Source organism: Gordonia sihwensis NBRC 108236 (assembly GCF_000333035.1).
In the GTDB taxonomy this organism is placed as follows: Bacteria; Actinomycetota; Actinomycetes; order Mycobacteriales; family Mycobacteriaceae; genus Gordonia; species Gordonia sihwensis.
Genome location: NZ_BANU01000002.1, coordinates 106,517 through 122,929, shown reverse-complemented (window position 1 = coordinate 122,929; position 16,413 = coordinate 106,517). Strand labels below are relative to the sequence as shown.

Sequence of the window (16,413 nt, the reverse complement as noted above, 5' to 3'; positions counted from 1 at the left end):
GGGAGCCATGAGCACCGAAAAGTCCGACATGCGGCGCCGCGTCCTCGATGCCAGGTCCCGGATGTCGCCCTTCGTTCTCGCCCAGTGCAATGCGGAACTCGCCGAATGGATGTATCGGTTGCCCGTCGAACTCGCCGCGGGCGACACGGTCGCGGCGTACGTCGCCACCCGCGCCGAACCCGGCGGGACCGCGATGCTCGACGCGCTGCTCGATCAGGGGCTGCGGGTGCTGCTGCCGATCGTCCCCGAGGGCGATCCGGCACGACTGCAGTGGGGCGAGTACCGCGGCGAGAGCTCACTGACTCAGGGCCGGTGGCGCCTGCTCGAACCTCAGGGCTACCGGCTCGATCCGGATGTGCTGCACGACGCCGCCCTCATCCTGGTCCCGGCGGTGGCCGCCGACCGCACCGGCGCGCGGCTCGGCCGGGGTGCCGGCTATTACGACCGCACCCTCGCCGCTGTGGAGGCGCCGGTGGTGGCCGTGGTGCACGATGCCGAGTTGTTCGACGACGGCGTCCCGCACGAGGCCAACGACGTCCCGATGGACTGGGTGCTGACCCCGGGCGGCGGATTCAGCCGCGTGTCACCGGGCTGATCGGACATTTGCGCGGAGCGACCCGCGCGAGCCCGTGTCAGGCGGAGGCTGCCGCCGGTGCCGCCGCGGCGCTCGTCCCGGAGGCCGAACCGCTCGTCGACGAGTCGGACGACGACGAGGTCGAGCCGGAGTCGCTGGAGGAGGAATTGGCCGCCACCGATCCGCCCGAGCGAGAGTCGGTGCGGTAGAAACCGCTGCCCTTGAAGACGATGCCGACCGAATTGAAGAGCTTGCGCAAGCGGCCGCTGCACTGCGGGCACTCGGTCAGCGAGTCGTCAGAGAACGCCTGCTGGATGTCGAACTTGTTGTCGCACTCAGTGCACGCGTAGCTGTAGGTGGGCACGGAAACCTCCGAAGGTCGAGAACTCGTTGTCTAGTGTAAACCGAATCTGGCACTCAATCATTCCGAGTGCCAGCGACGGTGCGGATCGAGTGCTTTCGGCCTAGTCGTCCAGCTCGACGGCGGCCTCGCCGTTCACGCGCGCATGCCGCACGTCCCACCGGAGCAACGCACCGCCGAGGACGGCCGCGACCAGCGAACCGAGCAGGATCCCCACCTTCGCCGCGGGTTGGTGATCCGCGGGGAGACCGGTGGCGTCGGAGAACGACAGTTCGGCGATCAGCAGTGCGACTGTGAAGCCGATACCTGTCAGCAGTCCCACGGGCACGAGGCTGCGCACAGAGATGCCCTCCGCGAGACGCAGCGGCGTCAGCCGTGTCACCAGGAAGGTGGTGACCACCACTCCGAGCACTTTGCCGACCACGAGACCGCAGAACACGCCGATGCTCACCGGCTGCACGATGTGCCCCACCCCGATGACCGTCACACCCGCAGAGGCGAACGCGAACAACGGCAGGGCGATGCCCGCCGAGATCGGCGCCACGGTCTCCGCGAACGATTCGGTGCGCGGGTGACGCTCGTCGAATACCAGAGCGGCGGGGACCGCGAAACCGAGGAGGACGCCGGCCACGGTGGAATGGACACCGGACGCGTGGACGAATCCCCACGCGGCCAGCCCCAGCGGCGCCAGAATCCACCAGTGCGTGCGACGCAATCTCACCGCGAACCCGAAGGCCACGACGCAGACCAGCCCGATCGCGAGCATCACGAAGTCGATGGTCTCGGTGTAGACCGTGGCGATCACGATGATTCCGAGCAGGTCGTCGACCACCGCGAGTGTCATCAGGAAGACGCGCAGCGCGCTGGGCAGTCCTGCGCCGAAGATCGCGAACACCGCCAGCGCGAAGGCGATGTCGGTAGCGGTCGGCGTCGCCCACCCGCGCAGCGCCTCGGGATCGTTGGTGGCGACGATCGCCACATAGATGAGTGCGGGAACCACCATCCCGCCCACCGCCGCCGCCACGGGCACACCGGCGCGGCGCGGGTCACGCAGACTGCCTGCGACGAATTCGTGCTTGAGTTCGAGCCCGACGACGAAGAAGAAGATCGCGAGCAGACCGTCGGCCGCCCACTCGGCCAGCGACAGGTCGAGATGAAGCGACGCCGGCCCCACCACGGTTTCCAGCATCGAGTGATACCCCTCGCGCCACGGCGAGTTCGCGAGGGCGAAGCCGAGCAGTGCGGCGACCAGAAGAACCGCGCCGCCCTGGATGTCACCGCTGATCCAGCCCTTCCACGCCTGTCGCCGCGACGATCCCTGATCGGTCCCCGAGTCGGTCGTCGATGGGCCGTAGACCCCGTGATCGCTCATGTACACATCTTTGCAGACACCGAATCTGTGGAAATCGTTGTCGAGCGAGCGTGCGCATCCACAATCGGCGAATTGCCCACGACCGGCGGCGCCACCCAGCGGACTGTTGAGGTATGACGATTTCGCATCGCCCCGGCCACCTCTCACCGAGCGCGTTGTCTCGGGTGCAGGCCATTCTCGGCACTGGACGATTTCGGTCAATTCGGATTCGACGAATCGCTGCGGCACTTCTCGTCATCGCCGCGCTCGGCGCATTCGCCGTATCGCGGCGGCACGTCGGTTCGCCGATCGTACTGACGGCTGCGACCGATCTTCGACCGGGCACTCTCCTCACCGCCGCGGATCTCGCCGCGCGTGCCGTACCGGCCGACCTGTCCCCTCCCGGTGCGCTCACCGATACCGGCTCCGCGATCGGCCGCAAGCTGACCGGACCGGTGCGCCGCGGCGAGATGATCACCGAGACACGGCTGCTCACGTCGCGGCTGCCCACCGCACTGACCGGCGATCCGGGAGCGCGGCTGGTGCCGATCCGCCCCGCCGACGAGTCGGTCGTCGCCCTGGTCCGCCAGGGCGACGTGGTGGACGTCCTCGATTCGGAGGCCACCGTTCTGGCCCGAGGCGCGATAGTCGCCGGCGAACCGTCGAATCCGTCGGGCAAACCGATGAACTCGGCGGCGACGCCGATTCTTCTGGCGATGAACGAGCAGGCGGCCCGCCGAGTGGCATCGACCGGATTAGACATGGCCTTGGCCGTCATACTCCACTGAATGACAGCCGAACGGTCCTGTTCCACCGCACGAAACCTTTATATGTGGTTTAGACTCAGCAACCAGCAATAGCACCAAGATCAGAGGGGACGCGCGTGCTCAAAGGTTTCAAAGACTTCATAATGCGGGGCAATGTGGTCGAACTGGCCACAGCGGTGATTATCGGTGCGGCGTTCACGGCGATTGTCACCGCATTCACCGAGAAGATCATCAATCCCCTCCTCGCCACGATTCCCAGCGGCGACTGCCCCACCGCGGACGGCGCCGCCAGTGGCCCCGCCCAGATCTGCGGGTTCGGATTCTCGATCAAGTCCGACGACCCCGCGACCTTCCTCGACTTCGGTGCCGTCATCTCCGCGGTCATCAACTTCATCATCGTCGCCGCGGTGGTCTACTTCCTGATCGTCGTTCCGTACAACAAGCTGCAGGAACTCCGGAAGCTCCAGGACAAGGAGGAGGATCCGGATCCCGAGATCGTCCTGCTGACGCAGATCCGCAATGCCCTCGACCCCGACGCCAAGGAGCGCGACGAAGCCGAGAAGGCCGCGAAGGAGGCGGAGATGGCTGCCGCCGATCGCGCGAACCGCGAGCCGGCACCGACGCCTGCGCCGATGGCGCCTCCCCCGTCACCCGGCTACGGCGATCGGACGCAGACCATGAACATCCCGCCTCAGGCGCAGCAGGCTCCGCCGCAGGCCCACCCGCAGCACGAGCAGCAGCCGGGGCACCAGGGTTTCACGCCGCCGTCCGGCCCGCCGACCGGAGGCTTTCCGACCCCGAATCCGGCGCCGGGCGAGTACCCGCCTCCGGGCAATCTGCCCCCGGGTCAGTACGCTCCGGGCCAGTACCCGCCGCCTCCGGGTCAGAATCCCGGTGACGCGCCGCGTCACTCACGCTGACTCATCGACGAGACCGAATTCTCGACGAGACGCACGGCACCCGCTGCGGGGCGGGTGCCGTGCGTCGTTTTCGGGCACTCCGACTCGCGTGTACGACGCGAAATTGTTACCTTAGCCTTGCCTTTAACTCGATCTCTGAAGGGGACGTTATGCCGACCACCGCATCTCCCGACCTCGCGGCAGACCTCCGCTTGTCGGAGCAGATGAAGCAGGGATCGTCCTCCGAGCACGAGCAGGCCGAGAACTCCGAGTTCATCTCTGAGCTGCTGGCCGGCCGGATCAACGAGGCTGGGTACATCGCTTACCTGCAGCGCCTGCGCATCGTGTACGACGCGCTCGAGCGCGCATCGCGTGCCCTCGCCGACGACCCCCAGGTGTCACTGGTCCACGACCCGGCGCTGGAGCGGGTCGCGACGATCGACGCCGATCTGGCTCACTGGAGCGCGCGCGGGGGCATCGTTCCCGAGCCGGTCGACTCTCCGGCCGCCGACGCCTATGCCGCGCGCATCACCGAATCCGCGTCGTGGGGTGGCCATCTGGTGGCTCACCACTACACGCGCTACCTCGGCGACCTGTCCGGCGGCCAGGCCATCGGCCGCCTCCTGGACCGGGAGTTCGAGCTCGGCGGCGAGGGCGTCTCGATGTACTCCTTCGAGCTCGCCACCGCGAACAAGCCCTACAAGGACGCGTACCGGGCCAAGCTCGACGCGATCGGCGATTCGCTCAGCGCCGCCGACCGCGAGCGCATCGTCGACGAGGTCCGGGTGGCCTTCCGACTCAACCAGCAACTCTTCGCCGAACTGGTCGGCCTGCTGGACGACTACCGCCGCTGACCGGCGCCCGGCTCGAAAGCCACCGGCACAGGAAAGGGCCGCGACCTCCTCGGAGGTCGCGGCCCTTTTTCGCCTGGTGCTCGGTCAGCCGATGCTGAACGGCTTGCCGTAGAGCGTCACGTTGCCGACGTAAGTGTCGGTGGAGACGCGGACGGTCACCTTGGCACGCGCCTGGGCGTAGCCCGCGCAGCCGTCGACGCCGAAGCGCTCGTTGCTGTAGGCGACGCCGCCCTGAGCGTTCTTGAAGGTGAACGCGTTGGTCTCGTAGTCGTCGACCACGGAATGGATGACCGGCGTGTAAGCAGCCTTGCCCGGGGAAAGCTCAATCGCTCCGCCGGCGTTCGCCGACGGGGCAGCCTTCTCCGACTCGAACGTGTACGTCTCGCCCACACCGCCGTTCGCACTTGCGCCGAAATTGACTTGGCAACCGACGATGTAACCGGCATTGACACTGCCGCCCTTGACGCCACCGGTGGTGGTGACGCGAACCTTGCCGGAGACCAGAACCTCGCGCGAGAGAGGGGTGCTGGTGACGGCGCGGCTGATCCTGGCCGACTCGCCGTACAGCTTGATGGAGACACTGCCCTCGGGCAGCGACTTGGTCTTCGAGACGCTCGGCAGTGCGACCGCATTGGCCGGAGCGGCGAGCGTGGCGCCGGCGGCGACGGCGCCGACGAGTGCTGCGGACGCGGTGAGACCGCGGACTACGCGCTTGTTCATTCTTCTACCTCGTGAGTCTGTGATCTCGGGTCAGCCGAGGCTGAACGGGGTGCCGAGCAGGTTGGCCTGCACGTAACCGCTGTTGCCGGACAGGGACTTCTCCTGGGCGTCGTAGCCGTCGGCCGCGACGACCCGAACCACCGAGCGTGCCGAGGCGTAGCCGCCGCACTGCTGCACGTCGATCGAGAAGCTGTCGACCATGACCGTGCCCTTACCCTTCTTGAGGGTGAGCTTGTCGGTCGTAGCGAATACGACCTGGCCCGGTGCCAGAGGCACAGACAGTCCAGCGCTCACGCTAGCTTTCGTTAGATCAATCGATCCGGAGAGAGTGCCCTTGAAGCCCGTCAGGTTCACCTGGCAACCGACCAGGTAACCGACGGTCATGACACCGGTGCCCTTGCTCAAGGTCGTCTTGTAGGTTCCCGACACGGCGGCCGCGCGGCCCGCACCGTTGGCGGCCAACGACGGCATGATCCGGCTGCTCTCGCCGCTGCGCGAGATCTCCACCACCTGGCCGTCGACACCGACGGCCTTGGTGTGGCCACCCGGCAGACGACCTGCGTCAGCCTGACCTGCTCCGACTACTGCTCCGGTTACTGCGGTGAGCGCGACTGCAGCCAGGGCTGCAGCGCGGCGCTTACCGACACCACTGAACTTCACACGTATCACCCTTCAACGTGACCGACACCATGGTCGGCTTAAGACTGTGCGGCAGATAATGGATTCTCAGCCGCGGCTTAGATTAACCCAGCCGCACAGTCGCCGCTCGGCGCCGGAGAGGATTGCCGGATTTCACGTGAGAAGGGTCACTTACCCGCTAGTTATGGTGTGGGGGCCGGTTCTCGTCGTACCAACGACGACCACGCCCGGAATGCGCGTCTTCGCCCGGGTCGGTCCTGACCTCGGGCAATTCATCGCCGAAGACGGCGTCGAGGCGCCGCTTGCGACGCCACGCCTCCTCCTCCGACCGGTCGGCCGAAGACGTCTCAGAACTCACTGATCGCGGCGATGACGTGATGCGCCAACGGGATCAGCGTCGCCATGCCGTCACGGACGGCCGCGCGGGAGTCGGCGAGATTGACCACGACCGTCTGCCCCGAGATGCCGGCGAGTCCGCGCGAGAGCCCCGCGTCGGTAGCGCCCGCGGACAGTCCCGAACTGCGAATGGCCTCCTCGATGCCGGCCAGCCGACGATCGAGCAGGGGCTCGGCCGCCTCGGGCGTCACGTCCCGCGGCCCCACCCCGACACCGCCGACCGAGACGACGAGATCGACGCCGCCGATCACGGCGGTGTTGATCGCGTTCCGGATCTCCACCTCGTCGCCGGAGACCGTGGTGGTCGCGTCGACGTGGAAGTCCGCCTCCTCGAGCAGTTCCACCACCAGCGGCCCCAGCAGATCGTGATCCTCCCCGCCGACGGCGCGGTCGTCGATCACCACCACCAGGGCCCGCGGCGTCACGATGCCCTGGACCACGGCTTCGGCTTCGGCTTCTGCGGCGTCAATCATGATTCGACCTTCCTCGAGTGCACCGCCGTCGCGGCGCTCGTGTGTGGCTTGTCCTCCGGGCGCCCGGTGCCGATCAGCTGGCGCCCAGCTTCACGTCGACGGTCTTGGTCTGCCCGTTGACGACGTACGTGATCTTCACGGTATCCCCCGGAGCATAGGAACGGATAGCGGCGACGAGCGCGTCCGACGAAGCGATCTTGCGGTCTTCGACCTGCGTGATGACCGCGCCCTTCGGGATTCCCGCCTGATCGGCGGCACCGCCGCCGACGACATTCACCACCTGGGCGCCCGGCTGCGTCACGTCGCTGCTGGGCCGGACGTTGACGCCGAGGCTCGCCTGCTGGACACGGCCGCCCGAGCGCAGCGCGTTCGCGATCCGCATCGCCTGGTCCACCGGAATCGCGAAACCCAGGCCGATGCTGCCGGACTGCTGCTCAGTGCCGCCGTTCACGGTCGCGATGGCGGTGTTGATGCCGATCAACGCACCGTTGGCGTTGACGAGTGCACCGCCGGAGTTGCCCGGGTTGATCGCCGCGTCGGTCTGGATGGCGTCCATCACCGATTCCACCGAACCGTCGGCGCCGGAGGTGGACACCGGCCGGTTCAGGGAACTGATGATGCCGGTCGTGACCGTCCCTTCGAGTCCGAGCGGCGACCCGACGGCGATCACCTCCTGGCCTACCGAGAGGTTGGCCGACGAGCCGATGGTGATCGGCCTCAGACCGGTCTTGTCGGCCTGGATGACCGCGATGTCGGATGTGGGATCGGTGCCGAGCACCTTCGCCATCGCTCGACTGCCGTCGTAGAAGCTGACCAGGATCTTGTCCGCGGGCTTACCGCCGCCGGCGCTGATGACATGGTTGTTGGTCAGGATCACGCCGTTGTCGCTGAGAATGACGCCCGAGCCCGATCCGACCTGATTCCCGACCTCGACGGTGATCGAGACGACCGACGGGAGGACCTGGGCCGCGGTGGCCTGGACCGAACCCGGCGCGGCACTGGGCTGCGCGGTGTTGGTGGGTCCGGAGGCGACGACGTTCGACGTCGACGATCCGTCTTTGTTTGAACCGCCCGCGACCGAGGCGCCGATCGCTCCTCCCGCGCCGCCCGCGAGGAGCGCGACGGCCACGGCGCCGATGAGAAGCTTGCGGCCCCCGTTCGACCGTGCCGGCGGAACGTCGGCCGACGACGATCCGGTCGCCTGCGGCATCTGCCCTAGCGGTGCGGTTCCGCCCGGCTGCTGCTGGTAGTACGGCGCATTCGGCTGATCGGGCCGCGGGTACTGACCGAGCGGGCCGGTCGCTCCCGGAGGCGGCGACGGGAACTGACCGCTGGGCGGGTTCGACGGCGAGCCCGGTGAATGGTTTCCAGCGTCCGCACTGCCGTAGGGATTCGTGGGAAGTCCGCCGGTCGGAGGTTGATTCGGATCTCCGGGGACCTGACGCCAATCGTCGTTGCCGGGGTGTTCGCCGTTGGTCATGGATTAAACCCTATTGCACCATTCTGTGAAGCCGCTCAGTCCCCGTTGCCGAGTTACTGCGAGGTTCCTGCCGAGTACCTGTGAACGATCGTCAGCGTCTCACGACGATCGGATCGGGCTCAGTATGGTGCGGCAGACCGGGTATCCGCATGCGAATCAGCGCACCTCCCTGGTCGGATCCCTCGGCCGCCACCGAGCCCCCGAGACGGGTGAGAACCTGCCGCACGATCGCCAGGCCGAGGCCCGAACCCGGCATCGATCGAGTCGCGTCGGCGCGGTAGAACCGTTCGAACACCATCTCGCGATCCTCCGGGGCGATGCCCGGTCCCGCGTCGGCCACCGTCAGCTCGGCACTGGCCGGTCCCACCTGACGGAGCCGCACGTGCACGGTGCGGCCAGGCGGACTCCACTTCGCTGCGTTGTCGAGCACGTTCAGCACCGCCCGCGCGAGGCCGTGCTCCTCACCGAAGACGAACCACGGAACGGTTTCCACGTCGAAGTCGATGTCGGCGCGCCGGCGCCGGACCCGCTCGAGTGCGGCGTCGATGACGTCTTCGAGGGCGACCTCCTGATGCACGGCCTCCAGCGCGTCGTCGCGCGCGAGGTCGACGAGATCGCCGACCAGGGTCGACAGTTCCTCGATCTGCGCCATCACATCCGAGCGCAGTTCCACCATGTCGGCCGCGGGTACAGGCGGTGCACCCGGTGCCGATGAGGCGATGAGCAGTTCGAGGTTGGTGCGCAGCGAGGTGAGCGGAGTCTTGAGTTCGTGTCCGGCGTCGGCGACGAGACGGGCCTGCTTGTCGCGCGACTCGGCGAGCGCGCGCAGCATCGTGTTGAAACTCTCGGTGAGCCGCGCGAGTTCGTCCTTGCCGGTCACCGGGATCGGCGTGAGGTCCTGAGTTCGTGCGACGCGTTCGGCCGCGGCCGTGAGACGGGTGACCGGGCGCAGTCCGGTGCGGGCCACCGCGGTTCCGGCGATCGCGGCGAAGGCCACCCCCGCTCCGCCGACGATGAACAGCACCGAGCCGAGCCGGCCGAGGACCGCGTCCGTCCGGTCCAGCGACTGCGCCAGCACCAGCGTGCTGCCGTCGGACAGTTTGCGCGCCAGCACCCGGTGGTTGGCGGTGGTTCGCAGACTCTGATTGAGCTTGCCCGGCGGATTGGTCGACTTCGCCACATCCTTCTCCGGATCCCCGAAGGGGACGTCGCCGACCATGATGGCGCGGCCGTCCTGCTCGATCAGTGCGATCGAGATGGACGTGGAGAACACGGTGCCCGCCACCAGCGCCTCGGGACCGTTGCTCAGCCGGCCGAGCTTGGCGAGGGCGGTGAGACCGTCGGCACGGGCGACGAGCTGGGTGTCGACGTCGTTGTACATCGCGCGCGACACCACGAAGTACGCGGCTCCGGCCATCAGCACCGCCGACAGCAGGACCACCGCGGCGGCCAGGAGCGCGACGCGGCGTCGCAGTGAGACCGCGCGCGTCAGGCGGAACGGACCACGCATCGGCTACGGTGTGCCCTCGCGCAGAACGTATCCGACGCCGCGCACGGTGTGGATCAGACGCGGCTCGCCGTCGGCCTCGGTCTTGCGGCGCAGGTAGCCGATGTAGACCTCCAGCGCGTTGCCGGAGGTCGGGAAGTCGTAGCCCCACACCTCCTCGAGGATGCGGCTGCGGGTCAGCACCCGCTTCGGGTTGCTCATCAGCATCTCCAACAGCGCGAACTCCGTGCGGGTGAGGCTGATCTGGCGCTCGCCGCGGGTCACCTCGCGGGTCACGGGGTCGAGGGTGAGGTCGGCGAAGGAGACCGCCTCGCTCTCCTCCTCGTCCCGGGTGGTGCGGCGCAGCAGCGACCGCAACCGGGCCAGCAGTTCCTCGAGTGCGAAGGGCTTGGGCAGGTAGTCGTCGGCGCCCGCGTCCAACCCGCTGACCCGCTCCGAGACCGAATCGCGGGCCGTGAGCACGAGGATCGGCAGGTCGTCGCCCGCCGACCGGAGTCGCCGGCACACCTCGAGACCGTCCAGACGCGGCATCATCACGTCCAGAATCATCAGGTCCGGGCGATCGGCGATCACCTTCTCCAGCGCCTCCAGCCCGTCGCCCGCGGTCTCGACCGAGTATCCGTTGAAGCTGAGCGACCGTCGGAGCGATTCGCGGACCGCACGATCGTCGTCCACCACCAGGATGCGCATGGTTACAGTCTTATATCCACAACTGAGATTCGACTGAGCGAACACGCCGTTCGGCGCGATTCGGTCGCGCTCAGCGACGCCGCCGTCCCGCCGCCGCCAGCATGTCGGCCACCTCGGTGAACTTCACCCGGGGACGCCCCTGACGGGCGCCCAGCTCGCGCTCGCGCCGGTCGATCGCCGCGATCCCCCGGTAGCCGATCGCCTGACGTCGCCTGCGCCGCAACAGTGCACTGAACTCCTCGGCGGTACCGCCTGCGCGACGCAGACCGGATGCGGCGTCCTCGATGAACGCCTCGACCGTGTCGATGGCGTGCAACTTGTTGGAGCCGATACCGCCGGTGGATCCGCGGGCGGCCCAGCCGACGGCGTACGCACCGGGAATCGGCATGCCCTCGGCGTCGACGATTCGGCCCTCGCGCACCGGGAACCGGCCCGCTTCGGTGTCGAACGGAAGCCCGCCGACCGGTACGGACCGGTAACCGATCGATCGGACCAGCAGATCTGCGGCGATGCGGTACGAGCGTCCGCCGGTGTTCACCGAGACCGACTGCAGCGCGCCGTCTCCGTGTGCGGCCTCGGGGACCGTGTTGAAGAGGAACACGATCCGGCGGCGGTCGGAGGACGCGGGTCCCGAGAGGTCGGGCAGCAGGTCGGGCAGCAGGTCGAGCGAGGCCGTGCCGTCGTGCACCACCACCTCCACGCCGGGAAGCACCGACAGCGCGCGGTGCTCGGCCGCGGTGTACGCCGCGGCGTCCTGACCTCGCCGGCCGAGCAGAACCACCTCATGGATGTCCTGCCTGCGCAGGAGGTCGAGCGCACGGTCGGCGATGTCGGTGACCGCCAGTGCCTCCGGCGGCGATACGAGGATGCGGGCGATGTCGAGCGCGACGTTGCCCGTCCCGACGATCACGGCCCGGCCGCTGCCGTCGACCGGGATGTTCGGACCCGAGGCGCCGGGCACGGCGTTGTACCAGGCCACCAGTTCGGTGGCCGACGTACTGCCCGGCAGATCCTCGCCGGCGATCCCGAGGCGGCGGGCCTGCGATGCACCGGTCGCGTAGAAGACGGCGTCGAAGTGGTGCGCCAGTTCGCCCGGCGTGATCTGACCGGCCCGTACATCGGGGCCGATCTCGACATTGGTGGCCATCGTGACCCGCGGGTCCCGGTACAGGATGTCGAAGGTCTTCATGACGTCCTTGGTGCTCGGATGGTCGGGCGCGACGCCCGCGCGGACCAATCCGCCCGGTGTGGGCAGCTTGTCGAACACCGTCACCTGCGCGTCCGTCCGGTTCAGCACCGTCCGCAGGGCGTATCCGCCCGACGGACCCGTGCCGACGATCGCGACCCGCAGATCGCGCGGCAAACGCGGGATCTCCGGGTACACCACATCGGTCCAGCCGGACGAGACATCGGGGTGGTCGCGATAGTAGGCGGCGTTGATGTCGGCGAAGATCTCGTCGCGCTCACCGAGCCGGTCGGCCGGGAAGATCGCATTGACCGGGCACGCGTCGGCGCATGCTCCGCAGTCGATGCACGCGTCGGGGTCGATGTGCAGGATGTCGGAGGTGCCGAAACCCCGTTCCTCCGGCGTCGGGTGGATGCAGTTCACCGGGCACACCGACACGCACGCGGCGTCGCTGCAGCAGGACTGGGTGATGACGAACGACAACGAGTGCCCCTTTACTTCGAGCGCGTCCGGGCTGGTCGGGAAGCGGGTCCGGCGATCGATCCGCCGCTAGATCATGTGCGCCTTGCGGTAGTAGTGCATGGCCGGCTTGGTCAGCAGGCCCACCTCGTCGAGGAACTCCATGAGGTGACCGCAGCTGCTGCGGATCATCGAGTGGAAGTGGCCGTTGTCGCGGCGCTCGGCCAGCGCACGCTTCACGTCGAGTCCCGCATCGGCGTAGGCCTTCGGCTGGATCAGACTGCTCACGATGAGGTACGCGCCCGCCGCCACCGACAGCGCGCTGAACTGCCTGCGGGCCCAGCCGATCCCGTCGACCGACTCACGCACCTGTTCGCGCGCGAACTTCATGTGCCGGGATTCCTCGAGAACGTGGATCTCGTTGACGGTCCGGATGAAGGGGAGCACCCGCTCGTCGCGCATGCATCCGCGCTGGAACACGTCGAGAACCTCCTCGGCGACGAGAATGCCCGCATAGGCGACCTCGTTGCGCGCAAGGAGCTTGAAAGACTTGCCCAACTGGGCGATCTTCGGGTGCGGATGATACGAAGTGCCGACCATCTTCTCCGACGCCTTGGCGAACATCAGCGAATGCCGGCACTCATCGGCGATCTCCACCAGCGCGAACTGGAACTCGGAGGAGTGGTAGTCGCCGACGTACTGATCGCGCAGAACCATCTCCTGCAGAATCATCTCGAACCAGATGCCGATGTTCATGATCGACGCGAACTCGTGACGCGTCAGATCGACTCGCTGCTCGTGGGTGAGCTCGTCCCAGTAGTCGGTGCCGTACAGCGACGACCACTCCGGGCTGCATCCGTACTTGTCGGGATCCATCGGCAACGACCAGTCGATCTCGGTCATCGCATTGCGCGAGAGCCGGGCGGCCGATCGCAGCAACCGTTCGGACACCTGCTCGGCACCCGAGTCCTGCAGGCTGATCAGGTTGTCGCCCGCGTTCTCCCGTTCGATCGCTGCCGTCATGTTGACCTCCGGTACATTATTCCATCGCATCTTGTAACAACAATCATTGTCACGGTAACACTCGCGTCCTGAGACGTAAACGGTCTAGAGTTCCTACCGGAGAGTAATATCAATGCGAGGGGCGTCCTCGCAGGTCACAGTGGGGAGAATCCAGAGTCATGCCTTCGATCTTCATTTCCGGCGGTGCCGCGGGCATCGGCCTCGCGACCGCCGAGCGATTCGCCCTCGAAGGCTGGACGGTCGGCGTCTACGACGTCAGCGACGAGGCGCTGGCCGCCGTCCGCGAGGAGCACCCCGACTTCATCACCGGTCACCTCGACGTCCGCGACCCGCAGCAGTGGTCGACGGCACTGGCCGAGTTCACCTCGCACACCGACGGCCGCCTCGACGTGCTCGACAACAACGCCGGGATCCTGGTGGCGGGCCCCCTCACCGAGATCTCGACCGACGCGATCAAGGCGCAGATCGACATCGACGCACTGGGAGTGACCCTGGGCGCCCAGGCGGCCCACCGGTATCTCAAGGCGACTCCGGGATCGCATCTGGTGAACATCGCCTCCGCATCCGCGATCTACGGCCAGCCGGGAATCGCCACCTACAGCGCGACCAAGTTCTACGTCGCAGGCCTCACCGAGGCGCTGGAGTTGGAGTGGGCGGCCGACGACATCCGCGTCGTGAGCATCTGGCCGCTGTGGGCCAAGACCGCGCTCGCCGACAACGATGCGAAATCAACCAGGACGCTCGGTGTCCGCATCACCCCCGAACAGGTCGCCGACAAGGTCTGGGAATCGGTTCATCCGACCATCGCGGACCGCGTGCTGAGCCGCACGAGCTACTCGGTGGGGCTGCAGACCACGGTTCTGGGCAACGCGGCCAAGTTCATTCCCAACGTCCTCAACCGCGGCGTGAACAAGATCCTCTCGCAGTAGCCTCCGACGAGACGGAGCCTCCGCAGGCCCCACGACGAAACGGCTGGGGCCGGCGATCTCTCGCCGGCCCCAGCCGTTGAAGTCTGTGTGTCAGCCGCGCTCAGCGACGGTCGAGATCGACCAGACCGAGCTTCGCTGCCTTGACCAGGCGGCGCGGGATGCGCTGCGAAACACCGTTGATCTTCTCTTCCTGCAGTGCGACGTTGTCCGCCTTCCACTGCGAACGACGGCTACGGGTGTTGGCCCGCGACATCCGGCGCTTGGGTACTGCCATGGTTCCAGCCCTTCTCTTACCTGGCGCGGGTGGGCTCGGGCTGTCTCCCGACCCGCCAGACCCGCTGAAGTCTTCTCACCACGGCACAGCGGCCGCGGCACACAACCAGACCAGGTTAGCCGCCGCGGGCTCCCGGATGCAAAACGCGGCGGCCCGGACGAGGTCGTGACCGGAGGGTTCGGGCGCCGCGGGCATAATGCGTCGGGTGTCTGGCGTCATCTCGGGGTTCACCGTCATCTTCATCGTCGTCGCCCTGGGTTACGTTCTCGGCCGGACGGGCAGTCTCGGCGAACACGCGGCGGCGGTGCTGGCGCGCACCGTCTTCTTCGTCTGCACACCCGCACTGCTCATCCACTCTCTGGCCACCAGCGATCTGTCGGCGATCTTCTCGTCCACGCTCGTGGTCGCCTCGGCATCGGCCGTCGCCGTGGGCGCGGTCTACGCGCTGATCGCGTGGTTCTGGCTGCGCCGCGCCGTACCGGAGATCGTGATCGGCGCGTTGTCCTCCTCGTACGTCAACAGCGTGAACCTGGGTCTGCCGATCGCGATCTTCGTGCTCGACGACGCGTCGTTCATCGCTCCCCTGCTGCTGTTCCAGATCGTCTTCTATTCCCCGGTCGCCCTCGCGACCCTCGATCTGACCGCGCTGTCGGCCGAGCGACGGACCTCGACGCTGCGCACGGTGACCACGCCGTTGAAGAACCCGATCCTGGTCGGCGGCGTGATCGGCCTGATCGTCTCGGTGGCCGGATGGCATCCGCCGCAGGCCGTGATGGAACCACTGGACATGCTGGGGCAGGCCTCAGTCCCGCTGGCGCTGCTCACCTTCGGTCTCACGCTCACCGGCGTCACCGTCTTCAAGAAGGGCCAGAGTCCGCGGCGAGACGTCGCGCTGGCCGCCGCGATGAAGGTGGTCGCGATGCCGCTCGTCGCCTACGCGCTCGCACGCTGGGGATTCGGGATGACCGGGCATCGGTTGTTCGCGCAGGTCGTGATCGCCGCCCTGCCGACCGCGCAGAACGTCCTGGTCTACGCGACCAGATACCGGCGCGGTGAGGTCCTCGCCCGCGACTCGGCCCTGATCACCACGCTCCTGTCGATCCCCGTCATCGCGCTGATCGCCGCCACGCTGGCCTGACCGGCCCGCCGTCAGCGGGCACGACGGGGGCCGAGCCGGTCGGCCCGGCCGCGCCGCTGCACACGGACCCCGCCCATCAACGAGAACCCGGTGATCACCACCCGCGGGGCGCCCTCGCCGCCGGGACCGGCGGCGCTGCCGTCGAAGCCGCCCATGACAGCCCTCCCGTGCACCTCCACGGTGACGTCCGGCGGGACCACGATGTCGACGCCGCCCATGATCGCCTTGCACTTCACCGTGAGCACAGGCGCCGTGTACTCGACGTTCCGCAGGTCGAGCACCACGCCGCCCATCACTGCGGTGGCCTTCAGTCGATCACCCACGACCGCGCCCCCGCCGACTTCGGTTCCGCCGAAGAAGCCGGACGCGGACGTGACGGGATCGGCACCGGAGGCACTGACGCGGGTCTGGCCGAATGCGGCGTCGGCGGCCACCGAGCGGAGCTGATCGAGGGGCAGGTCCCGAGTCAATGCGTCCAGATCGGCCCGCGTCCGCGCGACCGAGGCATCGCCGGCGCGCCGGCTGTACTCCTCCGGAGTGAGCACGCCCATCGTCATCGCGGCCGATAGATAGGAATGAGTGCGTTCGCGGTCGGCGTCGCTGACCAGCATCGCGGCGGCATCACCGGCGGATGGCTGCGGAGCACGGGAGGTGCGGGGCTCGATGTCGCTCATCTGCCCAAGCCTAGACAAG

General features: G+C 67.7%; 18 protein-coding genes. 6 read left to right on the top strand and 12 right to left on the bottom strand.

The genetic code is table 11. The features are described from left to right. Positions 1–7: 7 nt before the first annotated feature. Positions 8–595: a 5-formyltetrahydrofolate cyclo-ligase gene (locus GSI01S_RS02225; protein ID WP_006894709.1), complete on the top strand. Its 588-nt coding sequence runs from the start codon at positions 8–10 to the stop codon at positions 593–595. Between the two features lie 37 nt (positions 596–632). Here GSI01S_RS02225 and GSI01S_RS02220 read toward each other — a convergent pair whose 3' ends face one another. After that, the gene (locus GSI01S_RS02220) at positions 633–938 is read right to left on the bottom strand and encodes an FmdB family zinc ribbon protein (protein WP_006894708.1); all 306 of its coding nucleotides are present in this window, start codon (positions 936–938) and stop codon (positions 633–635) included. Positions 939–1,038: 100 nt separating this feature from the next. Next, positions 1,039–2,307, bottom strand: coding sequence for a Na+/H+ antiporter NhaA (nhaA, locus tag GSI01S_RS02215; RefSeq protein ID WP_006894707.1), 1,269 nt, complete (start codon positions 2,305–2,307; stop codon positions 1,039–1,041). A gap of 113 nt (positions 2,308–2,420) precedes the next feature. Between nhaA and GSI01S_RS02210 the strand changes: the two genes are divergently transcribed. From GSI01S_RS02210 to GSI01S_RS02200, 3 genes are all read left to right on the top strand, one after another. After that, the gene (locus tag GSI01S_RS02210) at positions 2,421–3,074 is read left to right on the top strand and encodes an SAF domain-containing protein (protein ID WP_006894706.1); all 654 of its coding nucleotides are present in this window, start codon (positions 2,421–2,423) and stop codon (positions 3,072–3,074) included. A 95-nt stretch (positions 3,075–3,169) separates the two neighbouring features. Beyond that, positions 3,170–3,973, top strand: coding sequence for a large conductance mechanosensitive channel protein MscL (gene mscL / locus GSI01S_RS02205; RefSeq protein ID WP_006894705.1), 804 nt, complete (start codon positions 3,170–3,172; stop codon positions 3,971–3,973). A gap of 149 nt (positions 3,974–4,122) precedes the next feature. After that, positions 4,123–4,806, top strand: coding sequence for a biliverdin-producing heme oxygenase (locus GSI01S_RS02200; protein WP_006894704.1), 684 nt, complete (start codon positions 4,123–4,125; stop codon positions 4,804–4,806). Between the two features lie 84 nt (positions 4,807–4,890). Here GSI01S_RS02200 and GSI01S_RS02195 read toward each other — a convergent pair whose 3' ends face one another. From GSI01S_RS02195 to GSI01S_RS02160, 8 genes are all read right to left on the bottom strand, one after another. Beyond that, complete coding sequence (locus GSI01S_RS02195) at positions 4,891–5,526, bottom strand: MspA family porin (RefSeq protein WP_006894703.1); 636 nt, start codon at positions 5,524–5,526, stop codon at positions 4,891–4,893. A gap of 30 nt (positions 5,527–5,556) precedes the next feature. Then, entirely contained in the window at positions 5,557–6,186 is a 630-nt protein-coding gene (locus tag GSI01S_RS02190; RefSeq protein WP_006894702.1) for an MspA family porin, read from the bottom strand. Positions 6,187–6,512: 326 nt separating this feature from the next. Next, positions 6,513–7,034 carry a MogA/MoaB family molybdenum cofactor biosynthesis protein gene (locus GSI01S_RS02185; RefSeq protein WP_006894701.1) on the bottom strand — a complete coding sequence of 174 codons (522 nt, stop codon included), beginning with the start codon at positions 7,032–7,034 and terminating at the stop codon, positions 6,513–6,515. 73 nt (positions 7,035–7,107) lie between these two features. Next, positions 7,108–8,514, bottom strand: a complete 1,407-nt coding sequence (locus tag GSI01S_RS02180) for a trypsin-like peptidase domain-containing protein (protein ID WP_006894699.1) — start codon at positions 8,512–8,514, stop codon at positions 7,108–7,110. Positions 8,515–8,605: 91 nt separating this feature from the next. Continuing rightward, positions 8,606–10,024 carry a HAMP domain-containing sensor histidine kinase gene (locus tag GSI01S_RS02175; protein WP_006894696.1) on the bottom strand — a complete coding sequence of 473 codons (1,419 nt, stop codon included), beginning with the start codon at positions 10,022–10,024 and terminating at the stop codon, positions 8,606–8,608. Positions 10,025–10,027: 3 nt separating this feature from the next. Next, on the bottom strand, positions 10,028–10,711 hold the full coding sequence (locus GSI01S_RS02170; RefSeq protein ID WP_006894695.1) for a response regulator transcription factor: 684 nt from the start codon (positions 10,709–10,711) through the stop codon (positions 10,028–10,030). A 70-nt stretch (positions 10,712–10,781) separates the two neighbouring features. Then, a complete protein-coding gene (locus tag GSI01S_RS02165) occupies positions 10,782–12,380 on the bottom strand; it encodes an FAD-dependent oxidoreductase (RefSeq protein ID WP_006894694.1) in 1,599 nt (532 codons plus the stop codon). A gap of 66 nt (positions 12,381–12,446) precedes the next feature. Beyond that, a complete protein-coding gene (locus tag GSI01S_RS02160; protein WP_006894693.1) occupies positions 12,447–13,379 on the bottom strand; it encodes an AurF N-oxygenase family protein in 933 nt (310 codons plus the stop codon). 158 nt (positions 13,380–13,537) lie between these two features. Between GSI01S_RS02160 and GSI01S_RS02155 the strand changes: the two genes are divergently transcribed. Continuing rightward, positions 13,538–14,308: an SDR family oxidoreductase gene (locus tag GSI01S_RS02155; protein WP_006894692.1), complete on the top strand. Its 771-nt coding sequence runs from the start codon at positions 13,538–13,540 to the stop codon at positions 14,306–14,308. A gap of 100 nt (positions 14,309–14,408) precedes the next feature. Here the strand turns inward: GSI01S_RS02155 and rpmF are convergent, their stop codons facing one another. Next, complete coding sequence (gene rpmF / locus GSI01S_RS02150) at positions 14,409–14,582, bottom strand: 50S ribosomal protein L32 (protein WP_006894691.1); 174 nt, start codon at positions 14,580–14,582, stop codon at positions 14,409–14,411. Positions 14,583–14,787: 205 nt separating this feature from the next. On the opposite strand from rpmF, the gene GSI01S_RS02145 reads away from it, so the two are divergent. After that, on the top strand, positions 14,788–15,720 hold the full coding sequence (locus GSI01S_RS02145) for an AEC family transporter (RefSeq protein WP_006894690.1): 933 nt from the start codon (positions 14,788–14,790) through the stop codon (positions 15,718–15,720). An 11-nt stretch (positions 15,721–15,731) separates the two neighbouring features. Here GSI01S_RS02145 and GSI01S_RS02140 read toward each other — a convergent pair whose 3' ends face one another. After that, the gene (locus GSI01S_RS02140) at positions 15,732–16,394 is read right to left on the bottom strand and encodes a DUF1707 SHOCT-like domain-containing protein (protein ID WP_006894689.1); all 663 of its coding nucleotides are present in this window, start codon (positions 16,392–16,394) and stop codon (positions 15,732–15,734) included. Positions 16,395–16,413 lie beyond the last annotated feature (19 nt).

Bases quoted from the DNA above. Each gene is read 5' to 3' on its own strand.
- GSI01S_RS02225 (WP_006894709.1), top strand. From the start codon at position 8: ATGAGCACCGAAAAGTCCGACATGCGGCGCCGCGTCCTCGATGCCAGG.
- nhaA (WP_006894707.1), bottom strand. From the start codon at position 2,307: ATGAGCGATCACGGGGTCTACGGCCCATCGACGACCGACTCGGGGACC.
- GSI01S_RS02210 (WP_006894706.1), top strand. From the start codon at position 2,421: ATGACGATTTCGCATCGCCCCGGCCACCTCTCACCGAGCGCGTTGTCT.
- GSI01S_RS02200 (WP_006894704.1), top strand. From the start codon at position 4,123: ATGCCGACCACCGCATCTCCCGACCTCGCGGCAGACCTCCGCTTGTCG.
- GSI01S_RS02195 (WP_006894703.1), bottom strand. From the start codon at position 5,526: ATGAACAAGCGCGTAGTCCGCGGTCTCACCGCGTCCGCAGCACTCGTC.
- GSI01S_RS02185 (WP_006894701.1), bottom strand. From the start codon at position 7,034: ATGATTGACGCCGCAGAAGCCGAAGCCGAAGCCGTGGTCCAGGGCATC.
- GSI01S_RS02180 (WP_006894699.1), bottom strand. From the start codon at position 8,514: ATGACCAACGGCGAACACCCCGGCAACGACGATTGGCGTCAGGTCCCC.
- GSI01S_RS02175 (WP_006894696.1), bottom strand. From the start codon at position 10,024: ATGCGTGGTCCGTTCCGCCTGACGCGCGCGGTCTCACTGCGACGCCGC.
- GSI01S_RS02170 (WP_006894695.1), bottom strand. From the start codon at position 10,711: ATGCGCATCCTGGTGGTGGACGACGATCGTGCGGTCCGCGAATCGCTC.
- GSI01S_RS02160 (WP_006894693.1), bottom strand. From the start codon at position 13,379: ATGACGGCAGCGATCGAACGGGAGAACGCGGGCGACAACCTGATCAGC.
- GSI01S_RS02155 (WP_006894692.1), top strand. From the start codon at position 13,538: ATGCCTTCGATCTTCATTTCCGGCGGTGCCGCGGGCATCGGCCTCGCG.
- rpmF (WP_006894691.1), bottom strand. From the start codon at position 14,582: ATGGCAGTACCCAAGCGCCGGATGTCGCGGGCCAACACCCGTAGCCGT.
- GSI01S_RS02140 (WP_006894689.1), bottom strand. From the start codon at position 16,394: ATGAGCGACATCGAGCCCCGCACCTCCCGTGCTCCGCAGCCATCCGCC.